The sequence below is a fragment of the Thermosynechococcus sp. B3 genome (assembly GCF_030323045.1).
GTDB lineage: Bacteria > Cyanobacteriota > Cyanobacteriia > Thermosynechococcales > Thermosynechococcaceae > Thermosynechococcus.
Genome location: NZ_CP097584.1, coordinates 1,982,920 through 2,000,564 on the forward strand (window position 1 = coordinate 1,982,920; position 17,645 = coordinate 2,000,564).

19 protein-coding genes and 1 tRNA gene are annotated in these 17,645 nt (G+C 53.7%); 8 read left to right on the forward strand and 12 right to left on the reverse strand.

Translation table 11 applies throughout. The annotated features are described in order from the left end of the window. Positions 1-94 precede the first annotated feature (94 nt). The 3 genes from M0646_RS09795 to M0646_RS09805 all read left to right on the forward strand — a co-directional run bounded on the left by M0646_RS09795 (position 95) and on the right by M0646_RS09805 (position 1,200). Positions 95-691, forward strand: coding sequence for a nucleoside triphosphate pyrophosphatase (locus tag M0646_RS09795; protein ID WP_149820396.1), 597 nt, complete (start codon positions 95-97; stop codon positions 689-691). A 65-nt stretch (positions 692-756) separates the two neighbouring features. Beyond that, the gene (gene rplS / locus M0646_RS09800) at positions 757-1,119 is read left to right on the forward strand and encodes a 50S ribosomal protein L19 (protein WP_149820398.1); all 363 of its coding nucleotides are present in this window, start codon (positions 757-759) and stop codon (positions 1,117-1,119) included. Between the two features lie 8 nt (positions 1,120-1,127). Continuing rightward, positions 1,128-1,200: transfer RNA gene (locus M0646_RS09805), tRNA-Trp, on the forward strand. Here M0646_RS09805 and M0646_RS09810 read toward each other — a convergent pair. Both M0646_RS09810 and M0646_RS09815 read right to left on the reverse strand, forming a co-directional pair. After that, positions 1,201-1,632, reverse strand: coding sequence for a hypothetical protein (locus M0646_RS09810; RefSeq protein ID WP_286649597.1), 432 nt, complete (start codon positions 1,630-1,632; stop codon positions 1,201-1,203). Between the two features lie 274 nt (positions 1,633-1,906). After that, positions 1,907-3,154 (reverse strand): site-2 protease family protein, encoded by a 1,248-nt coding sequence (locus M0646_RS09815; RefSeq protein WP_286625543.1) that lies wholly within the window; start codon positions 3,152-3,154, stop codon positions 1,907-1,909. 140 nt (positions 3,155-3,294) lie between these two features. On the opposite strand from M0646_RS09815, the gene M0646_RS09820 reads away from it, so the two are divergent. Beyond that, positions 3,295-3,507, forward strand: a complete 213-nt coding sequence (locus tag M0646_RS09820) for a hypothetical protein (RefSeq protein WP_149820404.1) — start codon at positions 3,295-3,297, stop codon at positions 3,505-3,507. 17 nt (positions 3,508-3,524) lie between these two features. Then, positions 3,525-3,884 carry a phage holin family protein gene (locus M0646_RS09825; RefSeq protein WP_206201004.1) on the forward strand — a complete coding sequence of 120 codons (360 nt, stop codon included), beginning with the start codon at positions 3,525-3,527 and terminating at the stop codon, positions 3,882-3,884. On the opposite strand, the gene cobJ is transcribed toward M0646_RS09825, so the two are convergent. The 8 genes from cobJ to M0646_RS09865 form a co-directional block, all read right to left on the reverse strand. Then, entirely contained in the window at positions 3,881-5,710 is a 1,830-nt protein-coding gene (gene cobJ / locus M0646_RS09830; RefSeq protein WP_286625545.1) for a precorrin-3B C(17)-methyltransferase, read from the reverse strand. The two genes, M0646_RS09825 and cobJ, sit on opposite strands and share 4 nt — an antisense overlap. Positions 5,711-5,713: 3 nt before the next feature. After that, the gene (locus M0646_RS09835; RefSeq protein ID WP_286625546.1) at positions 5,714-6,202 is read right to left on the reverse strand and encodes a TM2 domain-containing protein; all 489 of its coding nucleotides are present in this window, start codon (positions 6,200-6,202) and stop codon (positions 5,714-5,716) included. An 89-nt stretch (positions 6,203-6,291) separates the two neighbouring features. Next, complete coding sequence (gene folE, locus M0646_RS09840) at positions 6,292-6,966, reverse strand: GTP cyclohydrolase I FolE (RefSeq protein WP_226972056.1); 675 nt, start codon at positions 6,964-6,966, stop codon at positions 6,292-6,294. A gap of 47 nt (positions 6,967-7,013) precedes the next feature. Continuing rightward, positions 7,014-7,721, reverse strand: a complete 708-nt coding sequence (locus tag M0646_RS09845; RefSeq protein WP_149820412.1) for an SDR family oxidoreductase — start codon at positions 7,719-7,721, stop codon at positions 7,014-7,016. Then, positions 7,718-8,692, reverse strand: coding sequence for an acetyl-CoA carboxylase carboxyltransferase subunit alpha (locus M0646_RS09850; RefSeq protein ID WP_149820414.1), 975 nt, complete (start codon positions 8,690-8,692; stop codon positions 7,718-7,720). The genes M0646_RS09845 and M0646_RS09850 overlap by 4 nt, the downstream gene beginning before the upstream one ends. A 23-nt stretch (positions 8,693-8,715) precedes the next feature. Beyond that, positions 8,716-9,744 (reverse strand): long-chain acyl-[acyl-carrier-protein] reductase, encoded by a 1,029-nt coding sequence (locus M0646_RS09855; RefSeq protein WP_149820416.1) that lies wholly within the window; start codon positions 9,742-9,744, stop codon positions 8,716-8,718. Between the two features lie 44 nt (positions 9,745-9,788). Next, a complete protein-coding gene (locus M0646_RS09860; protein WP_149820418.1) occupies positions 9,789-10,484 on the reverse strand; it encodes an aldehyde oxygenase (deformylating) in 696 nt (231 codons plus the stop codon). A 147-nt stretch (positions 10,485-10,631) separates the two neighbouring features. Beyond that, complete coding sequence (locus M0646_RS09865; RefSeq protein ID WP_149820420.1) at positions 10,632-11,078, reverse strand: hypothetical protein; 447 nt, start codon at positions 11,076-11,078, stop codon at positions 10,632-10,634. A 330-nt stretch (positions 11,079-11,408) separates the two neighbouring features. Here M0646_RS09865 and grpE point away from each other — a divergent pair, with 330 nt between their 5' ends. Both grpE and miaB read left to right on the forward strand, forming a co-directional pair. Continuing rightward, entirely contained in the window at positions 11,409-12,095 is a 687-nt protein-coding gene (grpE, locus tag M0646_RS09870; protein ID WP_226971942.1) for a nucleotide exchange factor GrpE, read from the forward strand. A gap of 15 nt (positions 12,096-12,110) precedes the next feature. After that, positions 12,111-13,463: a tRNA (N6-isopentenyl adenosine(37)-C2)-methylthiotransferase MiaB gene (gene miaB, locus M0646_RS09875; protein ID WP_149820422.1), complete on the forward strand. Its 1,353-nt coding sequence runs from the start codon at positions 12,111-12,113 to the stop codon at positions 13,461-13,463. An 11-nt stretch (positions 13,464-13,474) separates the two neighbouring features. Here the strand turns inward: miaB and M0646_RS09880 are convergent, their stop codons facing one another. Then, positions 13,475-14,584 (reverse strand): ATP-dependent 6-phosphofructokinase, encoded by a 1,110-nt coding sequence (locus M0646_RS09880; protein ID WP_149820424.1) that lies wholly within the window; start codon positions 14,582-14,584, stop codon positions 13,475-13,477. Positions 14,585-14,776: 192 nt separating this feature from the next. Here M0646_RS09880 and dnaG point away from each other — a divergent pair, with 192 nt between their 5' ends. Continuing rightward, entirely contained in the window at positions 14,777-16,855 is a 2,079-nt protein-coding gene (gene dnaG / locus M0646_RS09885) for a DNA primase (protein ID WP_149820427.1), read from the forward strand. A 98-nt stretch (positions 16,856-16,953) separates the two neighbouring features. Here dnaG and M0646_RS09890 read toward each other — a convergent pair whose 3' ends face one another. Next, positions 16,954-17,631: a Crp/Fnr family transcriptional regulator gene (locus tag M0646_RS09890; protein WP_286625550.1), complete on the reverse strand. Its 678-nt coding sequence runs from the start codon at positions 17,629-17,631 to the stop codon at positions 16,954-16,956. Positions 17,632-17,645: the final 14 nt, after the last annotated feature.

The following is a 17,645-nucleotide window of genomic DNA, read 5'->3' on the forward strand; positions in this document are numbered from 1 at the left end:
ACACCTAGATAATAAACCCTCAATGGGACACCTCATGCAGGTTTAACAATTTCAATGTGAGATCATAAGAATCGGTTACTTAGCAAGCAGTCCTATGGTGCCCTTTGTTCTTGCCTCTGCTTCGCCGGCGCGCCGCCAACTGCTGCGACAGGTTGGCATTGATCCCATTATTCAACCCAGTCACTTTGATGAATCCGTGATTCAGGCAACTACTCCCACGGAACTGGTGCGATTACTGGCACGGTGTAAGGCAGAAACAGTGGCTCAAACCTACCCACCCCCCGCCCTCATTTTGGGCTGTGATTCTGTGCTGGTTCTAGGGGGAGAAATTTATGGTAAACCAGCCTCACCGGAGGTGGCGATCGCCCGCTGGCAACAAATGCGCAGTCAAACGGGAGAATTGCTGACAGGCCATGCCTTGATTGACTTGGCACAGGGGCGCACCTGTGTTGAGGTGGAGTCCACCCAAGTTATTTTTGCCGATATTAGCGATGCCGAAATCGCTGCCTATGTCGCTTCTGGTGAACCCCTTGCCTGTGCTGGTTGTTTTGCCCTCGATGGCCAAGGTGGTGCCTTTGTCGAGAAAATTGTCGGGACTCCTAGTAATGTCATTGGCTTGAGCTTGCCCCTACTGCGGCGGATGCTGCTGAGCTTGGGATACACCCTTGGCGATGTGCAAGGCAAGAAATGAAAAACTGGCCTAGACAAGTCTAAATACTTAGGGTATGCTAAGAGATTGCGAGTTAAGGAACTGTCATGAACGCCCAAGAGATTATTCGCTCGATTGAAGCGGAGCAAATGAAGACTGACTTGCCCGTGATTCATGTGGGCGATCGCGTTCGGGTCGGAGTCAAAATTCAAGAAGGCGGTAAAGAGCGCGTCCAACCCTACGAAGGGGATGTGATTGCCATGCGCAACACGGGCATTAACCGCACCATTACCGTGCGCCGTGTCTTCCAAGGAGTGGGCGTTGAGCGCGTCTTTTTGCTACATTCGCCACGAATTGATAGTATAAAAGTAATCCAGCGGGGTAAAGTCCGCCGTGCCAAACTCTACTACCTGCGCAACCTCGTAGGTAAAGCCTCGCGCATCAAAGCACGGTTCGATCGCCCTCTGTAAACAGCCTTGCGTCCTTAGTTCAGTTGGTAGAACGTCGGTCTCCAAAACCGGATGTCGGGGGTTCGAGTCCTCCAGGGCGCGTTAGTTAGTCTGATCTGAAGGTTTTGGCGTCTTAAAGTCCTTTGCAACAGGGATGTACTGGACTAAATGCTTGAGTATCTGGGCGACGCGGATGAGATTGCGATCGCTATCGCCAAGCAAACTAAAGTTGTGGGATAGCGCAAATTCATTACCGAGCAGTTTCACAAAAAGATAGTCATAGCCATTGGTCACCAAGCCAAAAATGGGGATATTGCGGTCGGGACGGGCAGACATATAGGCAAGGGCTTGGGGCACAGCGCGTAAGACACTAAAGCCACTCCGTTTACCTTCAATCACGACTAGCCAGAAGTTGTCCCGAATGGTCAGCGCATCTATCCGTCCCTCTAGGCTGATTCTGCCCTCTTCACTATCAACTGTTGTTTGGATTTCTACCCATGTTTCGCCGCGAATGCGATAGGGAGGGTCACACAAGCCTAATGCGTCTAGTAAGGGGGATAGCAAGATAATGTTTAGCGTTCCCTCGCTCACTTCACTTTCTTCTAAGTAGAGTAAATACCGTTGGGATAAGCGGTTTAATGCCTCTATTTCCCTATCGCTGAGCTGTGATGTTGCGGATTGCCACTCAGGGAAAAAGTTAGGGTTTCTTGATTTAGTGAGGCCTAGTTTGGTCTCTAAATCCCGAAAGGTGATGATTGCTCGAGCGATCGCGGTTGCAGTAGCCATTATTACCCATTAAAAACGATACCTAGCGAACTTCAGAGACGAGGGGTGTGCCGCGATCGCTCCCCTGAAATTGTAGCGCTGTTTTTGCCAGTTCCAATAATTGCAGTTCAGGGGGATAGTGCCTTTCTTGCTTGAGGCGTTGAATGTCCTGTTTCCCCAGTTGCCAGTGCAACCGTTTGGCTAGAGCCAGTAGGACATCGCTGCGATCAATGACGCCCGCCACAGCATCTGCAGGGGTTAAAACCGTAACAAAGCGTTGTTGCTGCTCCTCTAGGGTGCAAACCGTCTTGGCGAGAGAGTCTGATTCTTTGACGGTGGCGATCGCCCGCAGGGGGACGGCTAACTCTTCGACTGGCGTCACTTCCCAGCGGCTGCGCTCCATATGGTTCAAGGCTTGGGGATCCAAATAGCCGCGGTAGCGACCAGCGGTGGCGACAAAGTAGGCTGTGGGCTGGCGATCAGCTAGGAGGAGATAGCGATCGGCAAACTCCCGCAGAGAGAGCGTCCCCTCAATGACGCGAAAATCCCGTGTCATGGCCTCGGCAGCCGTTAGAGTGAGCAGCGTTTCTTGGAGCTGGCTGAGACGGTGGTAGAGTATCGCATTTTGCAGGGCAAACCAACCCAACAGTCCCAACCACAGACCGTTACCACTGCCAAGGAGGGTCAGCAATAGCCCAAAACTAATAGCTAACCATCCCAACATCTGCCCCGATCGCGCCGCCCAGCGCATCCCCTGAAAGCGATTGCCTGTCAATTTCCAAACGGCTGCCTTGAGCACTTGACCCCCATCGAGGGGAAGTCCCGGCAGAAGGTTAAAAACCCCCAAGACAAAGTTGATATTGGCCAGATAGAGCAACAGTTCATGGAGGGGATGATCCGCCGGCAGTACCACGGCTGCCCCTTGCAACAGGGCAAAAAGGGCAAAACTCACCAAAGGCCCCGCGATCGCCACCTGAAAAGCTTGACCGGGGGTATTGGATTCCCGTTCAATAGCCGCCATACCACCAAAGAGAAAGAGGGTAATCGAGCGCACCGTAATCCCTTGGGAACGAGCCACCAAGCTGTGCCCCAATTCATGGAGCAAGACTGAGGCAAACAACAGCAGGGAAACGACAAATCCCATTCCCCATGCCAGTGCTCCCCACTGCGGGTACGTGGTCTGCCAGTCACTGCCATTGAGAAAGGTAAACAGCAGAATCACCAGAAACCACGACCGATCAATGTAGAGGGGAATGCCAAAGACACGCCCCACTTGCCAACCTTGTCCCATGCCCACCTCAGTGCATCGCGCTCTATCTCCATTATCGCCCCAGATTCTGAATACACATGATTTACAAAAATTTGCGTCTCAAAACGTGACCTTCCCATCTCTGGCCTAAAATAAAGGCAACGCTGCTAGAGGATGGTGCGATGTCTCAAGCCCCTGTACTGGTCTCTGCCAATGGCCATGTCCTAGACGTGCCCTTTGATTCCTTTTGGCAAGGGTTGCAGGAGTTTGGCTCCCATTTGCTGTGGTCATTGTGTCTCTCACTGCTCCTGAGCCTTCTCCTCAGTCTGATCAGCTACTGGCTTAGCGTGACTTTTGGGATACCCGTACTGCCCTTCTTTTTGATTGTTGTTTAACTTGTGAGGAGCTGCGTATGTGGGGTTTACTCATTACTTGGATTGTGACCAGTATTAGTTTGTTTATTGTGTCGCGCCTCTCATTTTTGGGCGTGGAAATTGATAAATTCACAACCGCGCTGTGGTCGGCGATTGTCTTCGGCTTTTTGAATGCCACGTTGGGGGCTATCCTGAAATTCTTTGCCTTCCCCTTTATTTTTCTGACGTTTGGCTTGGTTGCGCTGATTATCAATGCCGCTATTTTTGCCCTTGCAGCAGCCCTTGTGGATGGCTTTAGACTACGCAATGGCTTTTGGAGCGCCTTTTTTGGCTCGATCGCCCTCAGTATTGTCAACTGGGCTTGCTTTAGTCTGCTGGGTCAGGCCGGCTTGCTCTAGGATGCCTTTCCTAGATAGCCACGAGGGGTAATCAGCCAATCATGGAAGCGGTGGGTACTGGCATTGCCGATCAGCACCAAGCTGAACATATCCACCGTTTCCGGTTTCAAGGCGCCAAGGGTGGTGAGGGTGATCTGCTCCTCAGGGCGATAGGCGGCACGGACGATCGCTACGGGTGTTTGTGGTGAACGATATTTTAAGAAAATGGCTTTGGCATCCACCAATTGCTGCTGGCGATCGCGCGAACGGGGATTGTAAAGGGCAGTTACAAAATCCGCTTCTGCCGCTGCCCGTAAGCGCTTCTCAATCACTGGCCAAGGGGTCAGGCGATCGCTGAGGCTAATCGTACAAAAATCGTGCATCAGGGGTGCTCCCAAACGAGCTGCCGCCGCATTAACAGCACTCACCCCCGGCAACACCTCTACGGGTAAATCACTGATACCCGCTTCTGCCAATAGCTCCAGCACCAGACCCGCCATGCCATAGATGCCACAGTCGCCCGAAGAGACCACAGCGACATTGAGTCCCCACTGAGCCAGATCAATCGCTGCTTGGGCACGTTGTCGCTCTTGGGTAATGGTATAGGCAGCAACCATCTGTCCCGGTCGCCGCAGGGGAGCCAGCAATTCTAAGTAAAGCCCATAGCCCACGAGAATATCGGCGGCCAAAAGGGCAGAACGGGCTGCGAGGGTGAGTTGATCCAAGGCTCCCGGACCAGTGCCAATCAGGCTCAAGGCACCTTGGCGGGGAATGAATTCCCGTTCAGACTGGGCAATGGCGATCGTCACCGCACCGGGTTCACCCCCTTGACGGTAAATCTGCTTAGGAACAATTAAACGCCCCCCCTCACTGGCTAACACTGCTGCGGCTTCAGCCACACTGGGCGTTCCCATTTCTGCGGCGACAATGGTTGAGGGGGTGGGTACGCTAACAGGCGCCAATTCTTGAGCGGAAAACCAGCGGCTTGGCCAATCGTGCGCCTCAGCCACCTGACATAACCCCCCTTCATCGGCTTTGCGATCAATACTAGCAAGGCCGGCGATCGCCAGCGGGCTTAACCCGGCTTGGGCAAGGGTATGATCAATGGCCTGCTGGATCAGGGCTGCCGATGTTCCCCGTTCACAGCCAATGCCGAGCCACAGTACCCGTGGATGCCAAGCCACACCTGAGGTCAAAGAGGAGGGCAACGCTTTTTCGGTAATCCAAACCGCATTTTCTAGGGGTGGGGTGCTGACAAACTCAAGGGGGTGATCTGAACTAAGAGCCGTGCGCCACAAAGAGCTACCGCAGGTTTGATACACTTGCAGCGGTTTTCCTTGAGCCTGTTGGCTAGCGATCGCATTCCAGTCTCCTGCCCCCCGTTGCCACCCCAAGGCCGTTCCCCAGGTATCCACAGCAAAGTAGCCTTGGGCATGACTTGCTCCCGTGAGAATGGGTGTCGCCCCAATGGCGGCGCTGAGCGCTTGACACAGGCGATCGCCCCCAGCCCCATGACTACCTAGCAAACTCACGATCCATTGACCATCCTCAGACAGAACGCAGACCGCCGGATCCTGTCTTTTGTGGGTCAACAGGGGCGCGATTAACCGCACCACAGCACCGCAGGCTAGGGCAAAAATCCAAGCCTGATAGTGGCACCAGTGGTTTTCGAGATGCGCGGCAAGGGGGCGATCGTAGCTTTGTACCCTAGGGTGAGTGGATGCTAAATGGCTGGGTACCCAGATGCTCAGGGGAATCCCCGTGTCCACAAGGCGTTGCAGTTGAGCCAGCCCTTGGGCAGTGGTGGCGATCGCCCCAATGGGTTGAAACTGGTCTAACCGTGGCATGAACTAGACATCAAAGCGATAGCGCACTGCGCCCGTTTCTGGATCGTTAAATACTGTGGCGTAGCCGAGGCGTTGGGCTTCAAAGAGCAGTTCCTCAACGGTTTGGGCATCAAAATGGGTATAAAGTGCGGCTTGGGCGGCAGAAAGGACGCCACCGTGTTCCTTAGCCACTTGCAGTAAGCGGTGCATGGGCGTCGCGGGGTTGAGGTCGGCTTGTTCCCATGCGGTCAGATAGCGCCCCCGCAGGTAGGTATTGCGGTGATCCACCATCCCCGGAATTAAAAAGAGATCAATGAATTGACCAATGCCACAAAAGCCAAAGGTGATCAGGTATAAAAAGCCAATCATCGGCTGGCCGACATAGAAGCGTTGCAGGCCACAGAAACCCACAAAGCTCAAGCACCACAGCAGATAGGCAACCCCCACCCTGAGGAATTTTGGCTGCGTTTGCCAGCGCTGGCGATGAGTGGAAAAGTGGAATGTTTGCACCATGATCTCAGGAGGATTCCGCTACTTCTCATCCTAACCTAAGTTTCTGAGAACCACTGCGGGGGCTAGCGATCGCCCCCCAAGAATACGTCCTAGAAATTCGGCTGATGACGAATCAGATTCAGAAACTCCTCACGGGTCTTTTGATCTTCACGGAAGACCCCCAACATTGAACTGGTCACCGTCCACGAGCCGGGTTTTTGGACACCGCGCATCACCATGCACATATGGCTGGCTTCCATGACCACAGCCACCCCCTGCGGATCGAGAACGGTTTCAATGGCTTCGGCCACTTGACGGGTCAGGCGCTCCTGCACTTGCAGCCGCCGCGCATACATTTCGACAACCCGTGCCAGTTTGCTGAGGCCGATCACCCGCTGGTTGGGGATATAGGCCACATGGGCTTTGCCAATGAAAGGCAACATGTGATGCTCACAGAGGCTAAAGAAGTTAATGTCGCGCACTAAGACCATTTCATCGTGGCCTTCATCGAAAATCGCGCCGTTGACAAGGGTTTCAAGGGATTGACTATAGCCACTGGTGAGAAATTGCATCGCTTCAGCAACCCGCTTGGGGGTTTTCAGTAACCCCTCGCGATCGGGATCCTCACCCACATTCAGCAGAATGGTGCGCACTGCGGCCATCATTTCTTCTTTGGCAACATCTGGGGGGGGTGGGTGGGGAATCGCTTCTTTGCCTTGGTGGGTGTTGCGATCGGGCAGAATTGCCGGAGTGGTCGCTTTACCGTTAATGATCGAATCGGGCATATTGAACGTTGTCATAGAAAGAGTGACAAGTGAAGGACAAAGGGAGCCTAGAGGGTTCCGCCAAGGGGCATCACCACTAGCTCTTCCACAAAAGCCGTTTGCGGCAATTGAGTCGTGTACAAAATCGTGTTAGCAACGTGTTCAGGGGTTAACATCCCCGTGCGGTCAAAGTCTCCTGCTACGTCTTCCCAAATGGGGGTATCAACGGCGCCGGGACAGATGGCAATCACGCGGATACCGTGGGCGCGTTCTTCAGCCGCCATCGTTTTGGTCAAGGCCATGAGGGCAAACTTCGAGACACAGTAGGCGCCCCAGTCGGGAAAAACTTGGCGTCCAGCAATTGAAACAACATTTACTATCGTACCGCACTGGCGGGATCGCAGTTGCGGCAGTACCGCTTGCGAGCAAATGAGGGCACTGGTGAGGTTGACGTTAAGAATTTGCTGCCAGTCCGCCAAGGGTTGATCAATCAGGGGCACGGTTCTTGCCATACCGGCATTATTCACCAGTACATGGACATCGCCAACACGAGCGAGAATCTCATCAAGGCGCGATCGCAGGGGTTCAGGATCGCTAAAGTCCACGCTAAAGGTATGGGCTTCAACCCCACAGGCCACCACTTGGGCATGAACGGCAGCAAGTTTAGCGGGCGATCGCCCCAACAGCACGACATTAAACCCCGCTTGGGCAAAGGCAATGGCCGTGGCGGCCCCAATGCCACTACTGGCGCCCGTGATTAAGACTTGTTGGGTCATACTGCTTCACTAAAGACGCCCATGCGCCGGAACTTTTGATAGCGCAACTCCCGCCGTTCACTACTGCTGAGGGCTTGCACTTCCGCCAAATTTCGCAGGAGAGCCCCCTTGAGATTTTCCGCCGCTTCTACGGGGTTGCTATGGGCAGCGCCGACAGGCTCGGGCACAATTTCATCAATAATTCCCAGCTTCAGCAGGTCGCGAGCCGTAATTTTCAGGGCTTCCGCCGCTTGGGGCGCCTTTTGGGCATCGCGCCAGAGAATCGCGGCACAGGCTTCTGGGGGCGCCACACTATAGACGGCGTGCTCAAACATCAGCAGGCGATCGCCGACACCAATGGCCAAGGCTCCCCCTGAGCCACCTTCACCAATCACGGTGCAGATGATCGGCACCTCAAAGCGAAACATCTCCCGCAGATTGTAGGCAATCGCTTCCCCTTGGCCAAACTTCTCCGCCTCTACCCCAGCCCAAGCCGCTGGCGTATCAATAAACGTGAGGATGGGCATCTGAAAACGGTTCGCGTGCTCCATCAGACGCAGGGCTTTGCGATAGCCCCCTGGTGAGGCCATACCAAAATTGCGAGCCACATTGTCCTTGGTATCGCGACCCTTTTGCTGCCCCAGCATCACGACGGGTTGACCATTGAGGCGACCAATACCACCGACAATCGCTGGATCATCGCTGCCTCGGCGATCGCCATGGAGTTCAATCCACTCTTCGCTAATGGCTTGGATGTAATCCAGCGTGCTGGGACGGCGCGGATGACGAGCCACCTGCAGGGTTTGCCCCGGCGTCAGCTTACTGAAAATTTCATAGCGCAGTTGCTTGGCGCGCTCTTCCAATTCACGGATTTGCTCCGAGACATCAACGCCAAACTCCGAGGACTTATCCCGCACCTGCTGAATTTGGGCTTCTAGCTCCACGAGGGGCTTTTCAAACTCCAACAGAAGCGTGCGACGTTCGTTTGCCATAGGCGATTGGGTTCCTTTTGGTGTTACTGGGTGTTCAACAGTAGGGGCTGAAATCCGTGTTTACGGGAGACTTCACCAATTTGCTGCATCTTTTCCACCGTGATTTGATTGCGCCCCCAAGAGAAATTGGTGTGCCAGCCCTCAAACTCTAAAAGCATGGCTTCCGCAAAACAAGCAAACATCTGCCGTGAGGGCACATCCATATTCACAATTTCCATAATTTTCCAGTCAATATCGAGGGCGTGCTCGACAATGCCACCATTGAGAACATGAATCTCGGGGTGCTGAATTTTGGTGCCCATATTTTTGGGGTAGCCGCCATCAATCATCAGCGAGGGGCGCTTCAACTGCTCAACGCTCAGCTCGACTCCCTTGGGCATACTGGCCACCCAAACCACAATATCGGCAAGGGGTAGGGCATCCATTAGGTCTAGAATTTTCCCCCGTCCCAATTCCGCCTGTAGGTCTAGCAGGCGATCGCGATTCCGTGCCACCAGTAAGAGATCCTGCACATCCAAGCAGGTATTCAACCAACGGCAGACGGCACTGCCAATATCCCCAGTAGCCCCACAGACAGCCACAGTTGCCTGACGCAAATCAATCCCCACTTGGGGCGCCGCCTGCTCAATTTGTTGGCAGATGATATAGGCGGTGTGGGTATTCCCCGTGGTAAAGCGGCGAAAGTCTAGCTCGATATTGCGAACGTGGGACATTTTCTCCAGATCAAAATTCTCAAAAATGATCGAGGAGAAGCCCCCCAGCGCCGTAATGTCAATATCATGCTTTTGGGCGTGGGCCATGGCGTTAATGATTTTGCGAGTCGCCGCCTTCACCCGCTGGTTGGCCAGCATTTCCGGTAAGAAGCAGGACTCGACGTATTTGCCATAGATAGTTTTGCCCGTGACGCTTGTCACCGTAATCTCATCGACGATCTGCGGCGGTGCCATACACCAAAATTCCAAGCCTTGATCGGCGTATTCGGGATACCCTAACTGGTGGGCAACGGCTTGGGCGTGCTCCAGATTCGTCAGATGACCAATTAATCCAAACATACAAGCGTGCGGTGACTAAAATGTAACGATATGTTAAGCCACCCTTATGCCGCAGTTAGGCCATAAACCGACATCTTCATAATTTCGCGGGTGGTAAAGCCGATATTTTCTAGGGCACCACTGTACTGAATCATGAAGTCTTCCACAAGGGCGTCTTTTTCCATGCCAAGCACTTTGGCGTCTGCTTCCACTTGGTTGAGCATTTTCCAGACCAAGGGCAGGTTGGCGCGATTGGCTTCTTCAACTTCCGCTTTGACGCTCTCAAAGTTTTCCTTTAACCAGATTTCGCCAAAGTTGAGGTGGCTGTACTCATCTTTGACCACACCCTCAGTAATTTTGCGGGCAAAGGGATCTGCCATCGGGATGTAGATGTTGTAGGCCGCGATCGCGAAGCACTCGATGATTAAAGCTTGAATCAGCAAGCAAGTCGCAATTTTCCCCTCTGCCAGTGCCGCTTGAAAGTTACCGTGCAGTTTTTCAAAGAAGGCCTTGGCAAATTCCATATCTGGGGTCACGCTCAGGTTGCGACCACAGGCCTCAAACCCCTTTCTGTGGCGGGCTTCCATCTTGGCCAGGCGGGTGAGTTCTTCTTGGTGCTCAGGCAGCAGCTTGGCTAGGTCAATGTAATTGTCGTGAGCTTCCTGTTCACCTTCAATGACAATGGCGTTGATGCGGCTGTAGGCATCCTTGTAGCGATCGCTATGGTAGTCCAACTCAGGGGTAGCGGTAGCCGTTGTCATTGCGAACTCTCCTAAACACAAATTTATTGGAAGTTATGAGGTAGCAGGGCTTCCGTTATCATAGCGCAGCAGCGATCCCCTGACGAGGGGCAACGTGCCAGAGATTTTCGAGTTCCTGAATAGGCGAATCTCTATGCACCGATAGCACTAGAAACTGCCCATATTGCTTGGGGGTGGCACTTCTGGCAACGGCTGAGGGGGAGGAGCGACTGACTGAATAGGGCCATTGTAGTCAATGCGAATCATCGGATTGCTGGGGTCGGGGTTGACCGTGACAATACTTTCAATAGTTGGTGGTTCCGCAGGTGCCCCCCCTAGAAAGCGAAAGGTAAACGTACCATCACCATTGTCCACGTAGGGAGATTGACTCGCAGGCCCAAACATGGATGCTTCAGCGCGGTAACGACTCAACCCGCCATTCGCCCGCTCTGCTGCCTGTCGTGCCCAATTCCGTGCCCGCTGGAGGACTGGATTATCTACCCCAAAGGGATTAAAGTTTTCCCGTGGTGGTGGCTCTGTCTGTGCCAGCACTGGACTGATACCTGTCAACGCGCACGTTAGAATCAGGCTGAATGCCATAGGGCGAAAGGACATCAACGCAAACTCCCACTCCTAAACTTTGCTTTGGCAGTCATGTACCCCTTAAGTGACGAGCAACTGAATCTTTCAGTTCCAAACCCAATATGAACCTTGTCCTAAAATAGGGGATCCATAAAGGGGAGGCAATTCTCTTCAATAGTGCCCCTCAGGTTTTTGGCTGCGTGCCAGCCTTGGGAAAAGAGCCGTAGTAGAGAAGTCCGTAATAGACGGATGCCTCGCCCCTATTGATACAATGGGTAAAGTGATAGGCTAAAACGATTGCATGAGTTAAACGCACTGCGGTGCGCAATCCACAGTCTAGAGGGCATAAACCTGAGTCAACCTATGAGTGATGAAACCGTAACCAACCCCGCTGCTGAAGCCCAAGAAGGCGAAATTACCCCCGATGTCGTTGAGAATCATGCAGAGGCCACCACGAGCGAAGAGGGTCAAGCATCTGAGGCGACCTCTACGGATACTCCTGCGGATGCAGCGGACTTGCTAGAGAAAATTGCTGCCCTTGAAGCTGCCAAGGCTAGTCTTTCGCAGGTGGTGGAGGAGCGCAATAGCCAATATATGCGCCTTGCCGCTGACTTTGAAAACTTCCGCAAACGCACCCAGCGAGAAAAAGAGGAACTAGAGCTACAGATTAAGTGCAGCGTCATTGCTGATTTACTGCCGGTGGTGGATAGCTTTGAGCTAGCCCGCACCCACATTCAAACCGAAACAGAGGCGGAAGAAAAAATTCACCGCAGCTATCAGGGGGTTTACAAGCAACTGGTGGAGTGCCTCAAGCGCATTGGTGTTTCGGCGATGCAGGCCAAAGGCAAGCCCTTTGATCCCAATCTCCATGAGGCTGTGCTGCGGGAAGCAACGAATGAGCACCCTGAAGGCACGGTGATTGAAGAACTCAAGCGGGGGTATATGCTGGGCGATCGCGTGTTGCGCCATGCCATGGTCAAAGTGGCCGCTCCTCCTGAAGAGGGTAGTGCCAGTGACACGAATCCCACCAATGATGTGACGGACGTATAGGGGCACTTCAAGGGAATGCCACGCCGCTACTACATCACCACCTTTGGCTGCCAAATGAACAAGGCCGACTCCGAGCGCATGGCCGGGGTTCTAGAAGCAATGGGCTTAGAACCGGTGGCCGAGCCGGATGAGGCCGATGTCTTGCTCTATAACACCTGCACGATTCGCGACAACGCCGAGCAGAAACTCTATTCTTACCTAGGGCGGCAAGCCAAGCGCAAGCATCAAGAACCCAACCTAACGCTGATTGTGGCCGGTTGTGTGGCTCAACAGGAGGGGGAACAATTGCTGCGGCGAGTTCCTGAAGTGGATCTGGTGATGGGGCCGCAGTATGCCAATCGCCTTGGTGAGCTGCTGGAGCAGGTGTGGAATGGCAGCCAAGTGGTGGCAACGGAGCCACTGCACATTGTTGAGGACATTACCAAACCCCGCCGTGATAGTAGGGTCACTGCTTGGGTCAATGTGATCTATGGCTGTAATGAACGCTGTACCTACTGTGTGGTGCCGGGGGTACGGGGGCAAGAGCAATCCCGCCGCCCCGAGGCAATCCGCGCCGAAATTGAGGAACTGGCGGCTCAAGGCTACAAGGAAGTGACGCTCCTTGGGCAAAACATTGATGCCTACGGTCGTGATTTGCCGGGAATTACCCCAGAGGGGCGGCGACAGCACACGTTTACTGATTTGCTTTACTACATTCATGATGTTGCTGGGATTGAGCGGATTCGCTTTGCCACCAGCCATCCCCGTTATTTTACAGAACGCTTAATTCGCGCCTGTGCTGAACTGCCCAAGGTGTGTAAGCATTTTCACATTCCCTTTCAGTCGGGGGATAATGAAGTTCTCAAGGCGATGGCACGGGGCTATACTCGCGAGCGTTACCTACAAATCATTGAAACGATTCGCCGCTATATGCCGGATGCTGCCATTAGTGCCGATGCCATTGTTGGTTTTCCGGGCGAAACAGAAGCCCAATTCCAACGCACCCTAGATCTGGTGGCGGAGGTGGGCTTTGACCAACTGAATACAGCAGCCTATTCGCCGCGCCCGAATACGCCAGCGGCCACTTGGGACAATCAAGTACCGGAAGAAATTAAAGAAGACCGTCTGCAACGGCTGAATCATTTAGTGGCCACGATCGCTGGCGATCGCTCCCAACGCTATCTTGGCCGGGAAGAGGTGGTGCTGGTGGAGGGGGTCAATCCCAAGGATCCGCAACAAGTCTATGGCCGCACCGATGGCAACCGCCTGACCTACTTACCCGGTGAGATTGAGACCCTACGGGGACAACTGGTGCGGGTCCGCATTACCGAGGCGCGAGCCTTTAGCCTCAGTGGCATGCCTCTGACAGCTCATTCCTTGGTTGGCTGATTTAGGGGGGGCTAGATCGCACAAATCACTTCATCGCGGCAGAGGGTGGGATCCACGTAGGGCAGCATCGGCTTATCGCCAACGTAAATTCCCAAGCCTTGAGCCGTGCGAATCAAGAAGCTATTGGGATCCACATGGCGTGGGCATTGAGCCACCACATCGGCAATGGGAACAGTGACCACCTGTCCTGCCTGCCAGGCTACCATGCGGCCAAAGGTTCCTTGAGCGGCCAAATCCACAGCGGTATTGCCCATGCCCGCTGCCAGCAGCCGATCCATGGCCATGGGGGCACCGCCCCGTTGAATGTGACCTAGGACTGAAACCCGCAGCTCAATGGGGATGGGACTGTGCTGGGCAATTTTATCGGCAATGTACTGACCAATACTGCAATGGCGGCGCTGGTGGGCGTCCTGCTCCAGTTCTTTGACACCCTCGGCAACGACGATGAGGGCAAACTTACGTCCCCAGCGATCGCGCAACTTTTGCAGATGCTGGCAAATGCCTTCAATGGAGTAAGGAATTTCTGGGATGAGGATCATATCGGCACCCCCAGCAATCCCCGAATACAGAGCCAAGTGACCGGCAGTGCGCCCCATCACTTCCACCACAAAGACGCGATCATGGCTAGCGGCGGTGGAGGTAATCCGACTCAGGGCTTCCACCACAATGTTGACGGCGGTATCAAAGCCAAGGGCGCGATCGGTCAAGGCGACATCGTTATCAATGGTTTTCGGCACGGCAAGGAAATTCCAGTTTCCCTTTTGCGCCAGTTGATGCAAAATTTTCAGGCTGCCATCGCCACAAATGGCAATAAGCGCATCCAAGCCCAATTCATAGTACCCAGCAATGACTTCATCGGCATGACCAAGGGTATCGCCCTTATTAATTGCTCCGAGAATGGTTCCCCCCATGTTGAGCAATACATCCATTCCCCCGAGACCCTCGGCATTGAGGGGGATCGCCTTCCGCTCAATTAACCCCTGAGTGGCGTGGAGAATGCCAAGCACCTCCCAACCGTAACTTAGAGTAGCATGGGCAACAATGGCACGGATGGCCGTATTTAGACCCGGACAATCTCCGCCACTGGTGAACACACCAAGTCGTTTGCGGCTGGTACTCATGAATCCTTGCTTCCTATGTGAACGGTTATGGCCTCAAAGCCTGCCTCTGCGCCTAACAACGGCACCGTCAACATCCTAGCGAAGGTCAATCGCCCTTGACTGCTTGAGTTAAGAGCTTGCAACATCCTTAGGAATCGTTGAATTTTGCAGCGGGGAATATCTGATTAGGGGGATCGCTTAGACTAGTGATCTATGGAAATTCCTCGCCTACACCCCGATACGATTGAGGCAGTGCGCCAAGCGGTCAACATTGTCGATGTGGTGGCCGAGCACGTTGTCCTACGCAAGCGTGGGCAAGAATACGTGGGTTGTTGTCCTTTTCATGAGGAGAAAACCCCCAGTTTTACGGTGAGTCCCCTGAAGGGCTTTTATTACTGTTTTGGCTGCGGTGCCGGGGGCAATGCCATTAAGTTCCTGATGGAACTGCAAAAACGCTCCTTTGCCGAGGTGGTACTCGACCTTGCCCAACGCCATCAGATTCCAGTGCGCACCCTCGATAGTGAGCAAAAACAGGCCCTACAAGCGCGGCTCTCCCTTCAAGAGCAACTCTACGAGATTCTGGCGATCGCCACCAGTTTCTATGAACATGCCCTGCGGCAACCCATTGGCCAAGCCGCCCAAGACTATTTGCAGCGACAACGCCATCTCAAAGAGGACACGATTCAGCAATTTCGCTTGGGCTATGCCCCTGCGGGTTGGCAAGTGCTCTACACCTACCTTGTGGAGCAAAAAGGGTATCCCCCTCAGCTGGTAGAACAGGCCGGTTTGATTATGCCGCAGCGGACGGGGGATGGCTATTACGACCGCTTTCGCGATCGCCTGATGATCCCGATTATGGATGCCCAAGGACGGGTGGTGGGGTTTGGCGGTCGTACCCTCAGCAACGAAGAGCCAAAGTATCTCAACTCCCCAGAAACTCCGATTTTTAACAAGGGTCAGTTGCTCTTTGGGCTGGATAAGGCGCGGCAAGCGATCGCCCGTAAAGATCAAGCAATTGTTGTCGAGGGTTACTTTGACGTGATGGCGCTGCACCAAGCGGGGTTTTCCCAGGCGGTGGCCAGTCTAGGAACGGCCCTCAGCCAAGCTCAAATTAAATTACTGCTGCGCTACACCGAGTCGAAGCAAATTATTCTCAACTTTGATGCCGACCCAGCGGGAGAACGGGCGGCCGATCGCGCCATTGGTAAGGCTGCCGATTTGGCCTATCGGGGTGATCTGCGACTGCGAATTCTCACATTACCAGCGGGCAAAGATGCCGCTGACTTTTTCAGTGCGGGTGAAGCACAGCGTGAACACTACCAAGCCCTCCTAGATCAAGCGCCCCTGTGGCTGGATTGGCAAATTCAAACCATTGTGCAGCAGTACGATCTCAAGCAAAGTGATCAATTTCAGCAAGCCAGCCAAGCCCTGAGCCAACTGTTGGGAAAACTGCCCAATGCCACACTGCGCAGCCACTACATTCACCACTGTGCTGAGCTATTGGGAGGCCATGATAGTCGCTTCGTTCTCCGTTTAGAAGAATCCCTGCGGCAACAGGTGCGGGGTCAACGTTGGCAGGGGCGATCGCAAAAATGGCAACGTCCGGCGGACTATAACCTCCGTCAAGCGGCGGAAGAACAACTGCTACGCCTCTACCTCCACTGCGGCGACTATCGTCCCCTGATTCGCCAAGCCCTGCAAGCGCGGGACATTGAATTTAGCCTCTCCCACCATCGTTGGCTGTGGCGGCAGATCTTGGCCATTGAAGAAGCGTACTGTGCCGGTCTGCCAGCGCCCGATGATCCCTATACCACTGAGTGGCTCCTTCATTCGCCCACGGAAACAGGAACCCAACTCACGGATTTAGATTTGGTCACGCACCTTTTTGATCGCCTCGATGAGGCAGAGGAGGCCGCCCTCATTACTCCACTACTCCATTTGGATGAAACGACTGCCGTGAGTCTGGATCGTCCTGAACTCGTGATCCAAGCAGCGGCAGCAGCCCTTGAGCGCATTGCTGTTGAAAAGCGATGTCGCTATATTCTCCGGGCTTGGCAGGAAACTGTCGCGCTGATTTTAAGTGAATCCCTTGCCAGCGAAGCCCTGCGCCAGTATTTGGATCGCCTGCTCACCGACAACGAACCTGCGATTGACGACATCCCCGGTGTGGCGCCAGAGCGACTGCAAGTGCTTGCCCAACTGCGCCGTGACTACTACCAGCATCGCCAATACCTGCAGCAATTGGATCAGCAGCGCTGTCCGCCGTTGGCCGCAATTCGCAGCTATACCTAGGTCTAGTTCTGGTGCTGTTCAATACTGAGCCCCTTCATCGCTCCCCAAAATTGTTTCTGAAAGTTTTGAGCCTGTTGAGCCTTGGGGAAAAAGCTGGACTATTCTTCACTCAATCTTTGTAGCCGCTGGCGATCGCAGATGGTAATCTCATTGCCCTCTACCCTCAGAATGCCTTGGGTATTCAGGTCGTAAAACGCCCGCGACAGCGTTGCAGGAATAGTGCCTAGCAAAGCGGCCAGCTCTGTTTTTTTCAAATCTAGGGTAATGCTATCTGGGCGATCGCTAGTGGCCAATCGTTGCAACAAATAGGCTGCTAGGCGTTGGGGCACCTGTCTAAAGGAAAGGTCTTCTATAAGACTCACCAAATGACGCAGATGCTTAGCAAAGCTAGCTAGCAAACGAACAGTTAGATCCGCATCTTGGTGGAGTAAATTCAAAAAGGCGAACCGCGGCAAAAAGATCAGTTCAACGTATTCAATTGCTTCTGCCGAGGCAGGATAGGGCTGGTTATCGAAGGCCACCACCTCCGCAAAGCTGTCGCCCGGTTCAAAGATATTTAGGATTTGCTCCTTCCCTGCCGCTGAAAGATTAAAGACCTTGACCCGCCCGGTTTTCACAACAAAAAACCCCGCAGCGGCATCGCCTTTTCTAAAAATGATTTGCTGCCGTTGCCAAATCTGTAACTGTGCAATTGCAACCAACCGCCCTAGCTGGGGTGGCGAAAGTTCACTAAACATTGGTGACTGGCGCAGACATTCCTCAATACCCGCTTTCATGACCCACCGTAAAA